General features: G+C 46.4%; 6 protein-coding genes. All 6 read right to left on the bottom strand.

What is annotated here, in order from left to right:
* Positions 1-354: 354 nt before the first annotated feature.
* The 6 genes from Q4A89_RS01115 to Q4A89_RS01090 all read right to left on the bottom strand — a co-directional run bounded on the left by Q4A89_RS01115 (position 355) and on the right by Q4A89_RS01090 (position 10,439).
* Complete coding sequence (locus tag Q4A89_RS01115; RefSeq protein WP_303183079.1) at positions 355-1,851, bottom strand: RagB/SusD family nutrient uptake outer membrane protein; 1,497 nt, start codon at positions 1,849-1,851, stop codon at positions 355-357.
* A gap of 21 nt (positions 1,852-1,872) precedes the next feature.
* Positions 1,873-4,917 carry a TonB-dependent receptor gene (locus tag Q4A89_RS01110; protein WP_303183077.1) on the bottom strand — a complete coding sequence of 1,015 codons (3,045 nt, stop codon included), beginning with the start codon at positions 4,915-4,917 and terminating at the stop codon, positions 1,873-1,875.
* 340 nt (positions 4,918-5,257) lie between these two features.
* Entirely contained in the window at positions 5,258-5,923 is a 666-nt protein-coding gene (locus tag Q4A89_RS01105; RefSeq protein ID WP_303183076.1) for a hypothetical protein, read from the bottom strand.
* A 13-nt stretch (positions 5,924-5,936) separates the two neighbouring features.
* On the bottom strand, positions 5,937-6,653 hold the full coding sequence (locus tag Q4A89_RS01100; RefSeq protein ID WP_303183074.1) for a hypothetical protein: 717 nt from the start codon (positions 6,651-6,653) through the stop codon (positions 5,937-5,939).
* 398 nt (positions 6,654-7,051) lie between these two features.
* Positions 7,052-9,538, bottom strand: a complete 2,487-nt coding sequence (locus Q4A89_RS01095) for a glycoside hydrolase family 9 protein (RefSeq protein WP_303183072.1) — start codon at positions 9,536-9,538, stop codon at positions 7,052-7,054.
* An 85-nt stretch (positions 9,539-9,623) separates the two neighbouring features.
* Positions 9,624-10,439 (bottom strand): hypothetical protein, encoded by an 816-nt coding sequence (locus Q4A89_RS01090; RefSeq protein ID WP_303183071.1) that lies wholly within the window; start codon positions 10,437-10,439, stop codon positions 9,624-9,626.
* Positions 10,440-10,476 lie beyond the last annotated feature (37 nt).

Below are 10,476 nucleotides of genomic sequence, written 5' to 3'. Positions count from 1 at the left end.
CATTGGGCTGAATTAAGGCGCCCTTTCAGGGCTTTTACAGCAATCAGCCTTCAGCGTTCAGTCCTTCGGATGTTTAGGTGTTTGTTGTTTAACATTCAACTCAACAAATAAACATTTCAACAACTCCCCCCCGAAGGGCATCCAAGGGCTGAAAGCCCGAATTATTTCAGCCCCATCCCGTAAGGGTGGGGTATCGATGTCCGCACCCTATTCAGAGGGCTGAAAGCCTGAATGAATTCGTCAGCAATACTTAGCCATCAGGATTCAGTTAAACCACAAGTTTCAAAACACTAAAAAAACAGCGCAGAAGGAATCATCTCCCCTGCGCTGTTTTTAATGTTCTATTCCGTTTTTTTAATATCCCGGATTCTGTTGCTTCTTGATTTCCGGATTCACATCAACCTCATCTATGGGTATCGGTAAGATTACCCTGAAATAGGTTCTGTCAAATTTCTTCGACTCATTCACAGCCAGCGGATAATGGTAGCCTATATTCGCATCGTCTTCATAACGAACAATCGTTTCATTATTTCTCATAGCATCAAAGAAACGGTGGCCTTCACCGATAAATTCTTTTCTTCTTTCGGTCAAAATCCGCTTTAAAGTTGCATCTGCCACAGGAGTAGCATCAGGATTAGCCCGCAACACGATTGCATTTAAATACTTTGCAGCTGCTTCCTTATTCCCCAATTTGGCTGCAGCTTCCGCCGCATTCAGATACATTTCCGACAACCTCAAAATAGGTACATTACTCAATCTCATTTCTCCTGTACTATTAGCCGGATACTTATTTACCCAGACTTTGTCATCTTTGTATACTTTCTTGAGACCATTATCTTTACTTGCCAACATCGCTGTTAAGCGAACATCATTGGGGTCTGCCTGTAGTAAATCACAGAAAGCTTTTGTCGCAATGGCATCATCATACCCGTCTTCATTATACAAATATGCAATCCCCTCTCTATCCGTATAATCGTCTGTGCTGACATTTAAGATCTCAAGAAGCATTTCATTACCATGAGCTCCACTTGTTTTATCCCATACATTCGCCGCATATTCTGCATTAGACCACAATTTATAAGGAGAGTTGTTAATCACATCTTCTGCTTCCTTCAATGCGTTCGTATTGTCACCCATATATAAATACACGCGTGATAAAAGAGCTTTTGCTGTCCAATGATTGATATAACCGGGTGTCTTTGTTTTTTGAGGCAAAGCCCCTTCGTCGATCGCTTTTTTCAAATCACTAATGACCTGATCGTATACTTCTTTTACAGTATTGCGTGTCGGTAGTTCTTTTGAACCGACCGGCTTTGTCATAATGGGAATACCCAGACTTGCTCCGTTATCGGCGGTATATGTTTGTCCATATACTCTGACCAAATCGAAATGTACCAAAGCTCTTACAACTAAAGCTTCGCCATAAACAGATCGAATTGTGGGCTTATCCTTGTCCGAACTTTTCACTTCGTTTCCTTCTACAGCTTTGATAATGTTATTTGCCCTGCGTAACACGTGGTAAGGTACATTCCACATTTTGGGGGCATCATTCGCTCTATATTTCATTTCATATAAAGCGGATGTTCTTTTTCCGGCGGCTCTGGCTTGCATATCGTCTCCTCTGACATCGCCGTAATAAATCATTCGTGCAGCATAGTACTCGTTATAAGTAGAATTACCCTGCAGGCCATCATACATTCCAATTCGAGCCACTTTTAGCCCTTCCACATCTGCAATGGCCGTGTGGGAAGGGACACCATCCGTAGGTTCTAAATCCAGCCAGTTATGGCTACATGAACTGCTCAATACAGCTGAAATGATTACTATTATATTTAATGCAATTTTTTTCATCTTCTTGTCTTTTTTGAAAATTTAAAAACCTAATTCTACTCCAAATGTAATCGTACGCATGGTCGGTGTTCTGAAAAGAACTAACCCGTGCGATATATTTTCAGGATCCACGTATAATTTCTCCGACTTAAACGTCAATAAATTATTGCCGGACATGTAGACCCTGGCTTTTTCAAGACCGGCCTTTTTGATCATATTCTGCGGGATAGAAATTCCCAAAGTCAAATTTTTGAGTCTTAAATGATCTGTTGGCAGCATCCATCTGGAAGAACGCTCATTTGTCCCTCCGTAGGCAAACATCGGCAGTTTGGCGTTATCTCCCGGTTTTTTCCATGTATCCTCTATTTTATAATGAGACGGAATATTACCATAATAATGATATGTGCCTCCATTGCTCTGTATCCATCTGGCATTGTCATAGACATGTCCTCCCAACGAATATGTAAATGTGAAGCTGAAGTCAATAAACTTCCAGCTAAGCGCATTGGTCAATCCTCCCTGCACTTTGGGATCAGCGTTTCCGATGATGATTTTTTGAGCTTTAGCCGGATTGGTCGTTGTTTCACGGGCATTAGCCGTACCGTCATTCAGATAGAACAATTCCTTTCCGGTAGCAGGATCCACTCCGGCATATTCATAGGCATAAAAAGAATGATAAGGCTCTCCCACTCGATGGATGGCTTGTCCATCTTTAATCTCGCCCTGATCTTGATTTAATTTAAGAATCTTATTTTTATTATGTGCCAAGGTCAATGTAGTAGTCCACGAAAAATCTCGCTTTTGAATCGTATTGGACTTTAATTCTAATTCAAATCCACTGTTTCTCATCGCACCGACATTCACCAGTTCTTTAGCCTCTCCATAACGGTCAATGATACCGATAGATCCGGAGATAGGCCTGTCTAAGAGTAGATCTTCCGTTTTACGGGAATACCATTCAAGCGTCATAGAGAAGCGATTAAAAAGGGTCAAGTCCATTCCGATATTCAAGGCATTGTTTTTTTCCCATTTAAGATTCTCGTTTCCTAACGTTGTTTCAGCCATACCTACCTGATTATCATAATTTGACCCAAATTCATATAATGCCATATAATCGTAGTATCTCCAGGGTTGAGTTCCGTTTACACCATACGATGCACGTAGTTTGGCTTCGGAAAGAATATGTTGGAGCGGTTCCATAAAACTCTCTCCCGTAATTCGCCATGAACCGGACACAGACCAGAAATTACCCCAGCGATTTTCAGGGGCTAAGCGAGATGAACCGTCGCGACGGAAACTTGCGCTGGCATAATACTTATGGTTATAGTTGTAATCCACCTTTCCCAAATAAGAAATCAGGCGATATTCGTCGATATGACTCGATGCTCTTTTAACGGCGGAGTTCTCTACTTCAAACTTGGGATTGGTCAACAACGGATAATTGCTGCCATTCACGTAAGTATATTCATTTTTATATGCCTCTGTTTCATAACCAAGCAAGGCATTCAAATAATGTTTGCCTGCGAACACCTTGTCATAAGTCAATTGGGTTTGGGTGTTCAGTTTAGAGGTATTCAACATGTATTTCTGATAAACTCCCTTTGCGGTACGTCCGTCATTTGAATTCGGATCCCACCAAGTAGAACTGGCATTTTGAGTAAAGTCGTAGCTGACAAGCTCCTTCAGTTTCAATCCGTCCATAACATCAAGTGTTCCCGACAAGGTGTTAAAACTTCTCGTCAATTTATTTTTATTCCACGTATGTCTATAGGCTCTTATAGGGTTAGCAAAAGAACCCATTGCCGGAAAATAGGTTGCCAAACTTCCGTCTTCATTGTATGGGTATGACGATGGGGAAACACTCATGGAAACAGCCATGATAGGACTGGCAAAACTTGTTCCTTCATTGATGGAGTTTTGGTCGGTATAAGAAAACAAAGAACTGGCATCCAAAGAAATTCTTCCGGCTTGATGAGAGACATTCAAATTACCAGTGATACGATCGAGATCGGAATTATAGGTAATACCATCCTGCTTGGTGTAGGATAAGGAGCTGTAATATTTCGTTTTATCACTTCCTCCCTGTGCACTGATGTCATAGTTCTGATACTTTCCTGTACGGAAGAGCAAGTCACGCCAGTTTGTCCACCCGGACCAGGGTTCTTTAGCATATTTGTCAATCTCTTTGTCAGCATATTCCTTCGCTTTTTCAGGTGTACTTCCTCGCGTATACAGCGAATAATTTTGCAGTCCCAAATAAAGTAACTCTCTGCGAGAAGCGCCATCCAAAACAGGACGATAGTTGATCGCCATATCAGAAAAGCCCCAATTCGATTTGACGTTAAATCTTGTCTTTCCGGCCTTTCCTTTCTTAGTCGTAATCACGACAACACCGTTAGCGGCGCGAGAACCGTATAAAGATGCAGCGGCAGCATCTTTGATTACCGTGATCGATTCGATATCGTTACTGTTCAATGTGGAAAGAATGCTGGTTCCGGCATTACTGTAACTGAATCCGGATACATCGCCCGATAGCATCGGCACTCCATCAATGACATATAGCGGATTATTGCCGGCATTAATCGATCCCATACCTCTGATACGGATACTTTCCGTAGCTCCGGGTTGTCCCGATATGGAATTAATCTGTACTCCTGCAACATTACCCGCTAATTTATCCGAGATATTTGTAACAGGTACATCTTTAACTTTTTCCGCATTAACAATGGCAGCCGATCCGGTAAACGAGCTCTTTTTAAAAGTCCCATATCCGGTAACAATTACTTCATCCAACATTTCAGAATCCGTAGTCAGTATGATTCTGATCTTAGGACTTACGGCTACTTCCAGTGTTTCCATACCTACATACGAAATGATAAGTTTGCCATCACTCGGGGCTGAAAGGGTAAACTTACCGTCTACGTCGGTAATCGTGCCTACATTGGTTGTACCTTTAACCAGAATAGAGGCTCCGATGACCGGTTCTCCATGCTCGTCGACCACGGTGCCCTGCACCTGCGTCTGAGCCATCAAAGACCCTGCTCCTATAAGGAGGAAGGCCATTAGCATAATGATTTTTTGTTTCATACTTTAAAATTGTTAACGATTAATGTTCTATAAATTCCTTCTTTGTTTTTCACTTTGTCAGCGGTCAGTCCTTCGGACGTTTAGTTGTTTAGTTGTTTAGTTGTTTAGCATTCGACTCAACAAATCAACATTTCAACACCTCAACATTCAAACGCCCGCAGGGCTTCACTTTCTCAGCGTTCAGCCATCAGCATTCAGCATTCGGAACATCGTAATTCGTAATTTGTCATTCGTAATTGTTCGTCAGCGTTCAGCCAACAAATCAACAACTAAACATCTAAACCACGCAACATCTCAACGCCCGCAGGGCTTCACTTTTCGTTTTTCACTTTTCACTTTTTTACTTATTGACCAGTGCCTGCACGTCGGCGCTCCACGGTCCGGTTTGTCCTTTTTTGTTGACCCATCGCAGGCGGTAGTACGCTACTTTGCCTCCGTCTGCTCCGTCGAAGAGCATGATATAGGGCGACGCGGTATCGGTTGCCACGTATTGCAGGTCTTTGGTCGACACGGGCGGGTCGCCATCGAGTTTCATCCAGATTTCGCATCCGTGCACGCCGGCCGGTTTGGCGCGGGAGGTCGGATTCTGGGCGTCGAAAAAGGAGATTTTGTGTTGAAAGCGGTCGGACATATCGACTTTGACGATCGGGGCCGTTGTGGGAGGTCCCGCGGAAGTTGGTACGCGGTCTTTGGGCGAGAGGCCCATGCGCACGCGGTCGTCCGGAGAGACATAGGGATTGTCCGTCACCCATGCCCGGATAAACTCACGCCATTGTTTTTCGTAGGTTCGTCGCGCCACGTTTTTGGCTTCCACATCGGCCTGCGAACGCGTTTTACGGTTGCTGGCCTTCACATACGCGGCGGCCCATGCTGTCTGTCCGTTTTTGAGCGACACCAGCATGTCGGCCGGGATCTTCCATGCTTCACTTTTTCCTTCGGCGAAGGAGAGGTTCTGTGCTTGCCAGTTGTTAAACTCGGCATCTGAGCGAGGTACATAATCTGCCATAATATTCATGTTTTTATGCCTGTACGACCGATGTTATCCATCTGTAATACAGGGAGGTTAGCAAATAAAAAGACGCATTTTCCCGAAAGGTTCGTTGGAGCAACGGAACATTCGTTCTTACCAACCGCGCGTCGGTATAATCGTACGCGCGGCTCGTTGCGTTCAACGGAGCTTCGGGGCGATGCAACGCGAGTTTGGGGGATGCTTGAAAAAGATTCGTTCTTTTCCACGCAAGTTTCGTTGGTCTCCCCCGGAGTTCGGGGCGATGTTCCGGCTCTTCGGGGCAATCTCCCCAAAACATCGGGGGAAAGAACGGAACTTGCGTTAGATCGCCAAAAAGTTTCGTTGCGTTCAACGGAACTTCGGTTGGAAGGAACAAAAGATCGGTGGAAGGCAACGGAACACCGGCTCGCAGGGCCTGAAATCGGCTGCGCTTCACCCGATGTTTTTTGGCATCCTGCCAATGCCGCGTTGTTTTCAACCGGCTTCGTGTCGGGGTGCACGAATCTTCGGGGCGTCGCAACGCAACCATTCCATGCTCCAACACGCTTCCGCGCGAAAAGGCGGCTACGCGTAAAGATATTTTTGTTAAATAATGTAAACGGGGGGGGGGGCAGATCGAGGCCGGCAGGTTCTCTTTCTTTCTTTCTGAAGAGTGCATACGAAGAGAACGAACATTCGACAGAATGTTATTCATCAGGATATTAGAATATGTGTTCTTCTCTTTCATGTCTCGTTTTTATGCGATTGACACTCTTTTTATTTCATACATTTGATGACAAAGATATAAAAAAATATCATATACAAACTTTTTTCTGACAAAGTAGATTTTTTTTCGTATTGTCAGCGGTCAGCCAACAAATCAACATGTCAACGAATCAACAACTAAACGCCCCGAAGGGGCATAACACCTAAACAACTAAACGTCCGAAGGACTGACCGCTTCGCAAAAAAACTTGCCCGGAACCTGCAAATGCAAGCCCGGGCAAGACGCTTATGGAAAAGATATGAAAAAACAAACCCACAGACAGCCATCATGCACCATGCACACGACTACCATCCGGGGCTTTGAGATAGATCGTTGCTTTTGTTTTTACCAAGTTTTTTTCGATATACTTTCATTCGCGTTTATTCTTTATATCTTTTTTTCTTTGCCAGCATTTCGTCAATGCGTACAAAGATGTACTTTTTTTGCATTAATTCGCGCATCAGGTCGTCCAATCGATTATAAAATTTATCCGTCCGCTTCGGGTCGGTGCCGATATGAAGAAGCAGAATAAAACCGTTCAGTCCATTTTCCGCCTCATACGAGAGGATGGAACGATGAATCGCTTCGGACGAACGATAATGCTTCATATCGGGTGTCGTGTAATCGGCGTTCGACTGTGTGCCCGGGGTGAAATTCACCACCTGCACATCCATCTCCTTGGCCCAGCGGCTTATCTCATGATTATACCACTCGTAAGGCGGCATAAAGAATCGAGGCGTTTCGATCTTCAATCCGGCTGCTTGCATCGCGGCATAGTTACGGTCGAGGTCTTGCTCGAAGACGGCGCGCGAAACGAGCGTCGAGTCACGCCGCAGCCAGTCGGCATAGAGCAAATGCTTGTCGGAATGGGGCGCCAGATAATGTCCTTCCTTTTGCAGCCGGCGAGCCACGTCGGGATATTTCCGATAGAAATCGCCCGTCAGGAAAAACGATGCCCGTGCTCGATGCTTTCTCAACGCTCGACGGATGACATCGGCGCCATCGGCATACTCGTGCCCGGTAAACACAAGCGCGATCTTCTTCTCCGTTCGGTCGCCTCGTACGATTCCGCCCTCCACCGTTTCGCACCGATGTGCCTGAGCGCTCAGATAGCCCAGATAGTAACAGAGCGATGCCGTCCCGTCCATCGTCGGCTCGTTCGTCGAATAGTCGGCATAATCATCGTGATAAACGACTACTTCTGACTGAAACGGCGCGTACCGGTCTTCTTTCGAGAGATGTACACCGATCAGGCTGCCGAATATCGACGCATAGATAGGACCATCGACAAGCCCACCGGTAACGGGCATTCCGTGCAGATGAGTCAAGGCCGAGTGCGGATCGGACGGCGTGTCTCCCTGTGCCGGATAGCCCACGATCATGCACTTTCCCCACGGGTTGCAGCCGAACAGCCAGTCGCGCATCGCAGTTTCGATTTCGAGAAACGTTCCGTCGCCCGTCAGTTCGTGATAGAGCCTGCACTGCGTGATGAACGCTACCGTGAGGTTGTTGGAGCACCAGATAAACGGGATGCCGTTGAGAAACGCGTCGCCCTGTGCCCGCTCTTTCACCCGCTGCAAACCGCTGCGCAGATTGCGGATAAACTCCTGCTTCGCTTTCGGATCATCTCCTTGCGCCGCTAACCGGTAATGGCCGAGGTTCACGAACGGATACCATTGATAATGACGAGCCGAATCGGCTCCCATCCATGGTGTTACGGGTTCCATCCGGCCGTATTGAACGGCCTGTTTCAGGTATTCTTTTTGTCCGGAGAGCGCATACATCCCGGTTGCGGCCAGCTGCATATCGTCGGCCCAGTTGTCCTCTTCGTAGAAATAAGGCGCCCCGCACGGCGCCGTCTGACATACGCCGGGATACGCCGCCCCTCTGCGATAAGCCTCCTCCGCCTTTTTGAGCAACAACGTGGAAAACTCAGGGTCATATTCAGATAACATGCTTGCGCCCAAAGCGAACGACGAAGCATATTTCCCCAAGGTCGAAGCGAGTCCCGTGCTCCGGTTCCGATGCTTTTTCAATCCTTGCGGCTTCGAACTGCAAAAATATACCGGACGCGCTTTGCCTGCCCCCCAACCGTAGTCGACGCGTTGGTCGGCCGGAAGCGTAAAGCCCGCATGGTCGCGGTCGTCGGCCAACTGGTTAAAATACGTAACCGAGTCGGGATTCATCTTCAGCAACCAGTCGAGTCCCCATCTGGCCTCGTCCAGAATATCGGGGATGCCGTTCGCACCCTCGTCCCCATTGGCCTGATGCCGGTCTCCAAATGCTTCGGGATGTTGCGAATATGCGAAAAGCATCTGGTACACGGCATGGGCCGATGTGGTAACGTATTGGAGGTAATCGGAGGCATCGTGCCAGCCGCCGGAAACGTCGAAGGGGATGTCGTCGCGTTTTCCGTCGGGGTCACCCACCGAAACGCCCCCATGCGTATGGCATGAGTCTTTCAGACAGGGATTATATCCGCACCGCTGCTGACGCATATACCGGAGCGGGATGTCCGCCGCCCCGGCATACACATCATACCCGATCCGGAACGGAAGGGATTGGCTGCCACCGGCACGCAGCACATACGTGCCGGGCGTCGTAAATTCCGAAAAATGAAGCCGTACCGACGACTCGAAAGCCGGCTGCTTTCCCGTACTTACGATCCTCCCTCCCCGATAGACCCTCTTACCGGTTTGTGCATCGGCCACTTCGAACGAATCGATCGTCTTCTTCTCTTTGCTCACCCAAACAGCTACCTTTACATCGTCAGGCAGATAGCCGATCTGGTTCACACGTACCCACGATTGAGCACGCGCTCCCAAAAAGAACAGCAACCAAACAGACGCACAAATTATTTTTCGCATAGTGAATATTTCTTGCTCAAAAAAGCTTTTATTCAAGAAGCTGCCCCACAAATCGGTTCATGAGGCACCTCATTATCCTCAACCGTTACAATGCCGTAAACTGTCTGACAGCAGACACCGGCTTTGCCGCACGCATGCCTGACAATACATGATGGTAACGCCGACCAATATATTCATTCCAATAGTCCGAATAGGTGATAAACTTACCCTTGGAATTCATAACTTGCAGCTCTTCGCCCGGATTGCCCGACGCATCTACAACTTTGATTCGGAAGTCTACTCGGCATTTTCCCGAAGAGTTATAGACTTCTTTTTTCAGTTGTACAACTTGCCATCCCGTCGCTTCACCGAAAGCAACCGGTTTGCCGACATCAGCCCACTGACTTTTTTCTTTTGTCTTATAATCTAATGTATACTGATACTGATATTGCAGCTTGAGATCGGTAGGAACTCCTTCTTTTTCATACAGAAAATTATAGAACTTGACCCAGCAAACAGAATCCGTATTCTCCGATACATTCGTTACATACGGATGACCGTTATCAAACACCATAGGCGGTTTATTAAAATCATATACAAACACATTTTGCTTACCTTTTTTCAGGGAACAAGTCTGATCATATACCAATTCCAGCTTCTTATCTTTATAGAGTTTGATCTGATTTTCTCCGATCTTCGCTGTATAAAAGCGCCCCACAGACCCTTTAGGCACGGCATTGTATGTTGTCAGAAGAGCCGCATTGTTGTTTACGTACACGTCATTATTGATCTCAATCTTATAGATATGATTGCTCGCTTTTGCATCGACAGGAACAAAATAGTGCAACTGAAACTCCGCCACGTCCGAGAGGTTGGTCGTATCATATTCCACCACATGCTTTTCACATGCTGCGAATCCCATTAAAAGAACCGTACAAAAAATATAGTTAAAGACTTTC

It is taken from the genome of Tannerella sp., from assembly GCF_030528505.1.
Lineage (GTDB): Bacteria > Bacteroidota > Bacteroidia > Bacteroidales > Tannerellaceae > Tannerella.
Note: the sequence above shows the minus strand (reverse complement) of the source record. Positions and strands in the feature narration are given on the sequence as shown.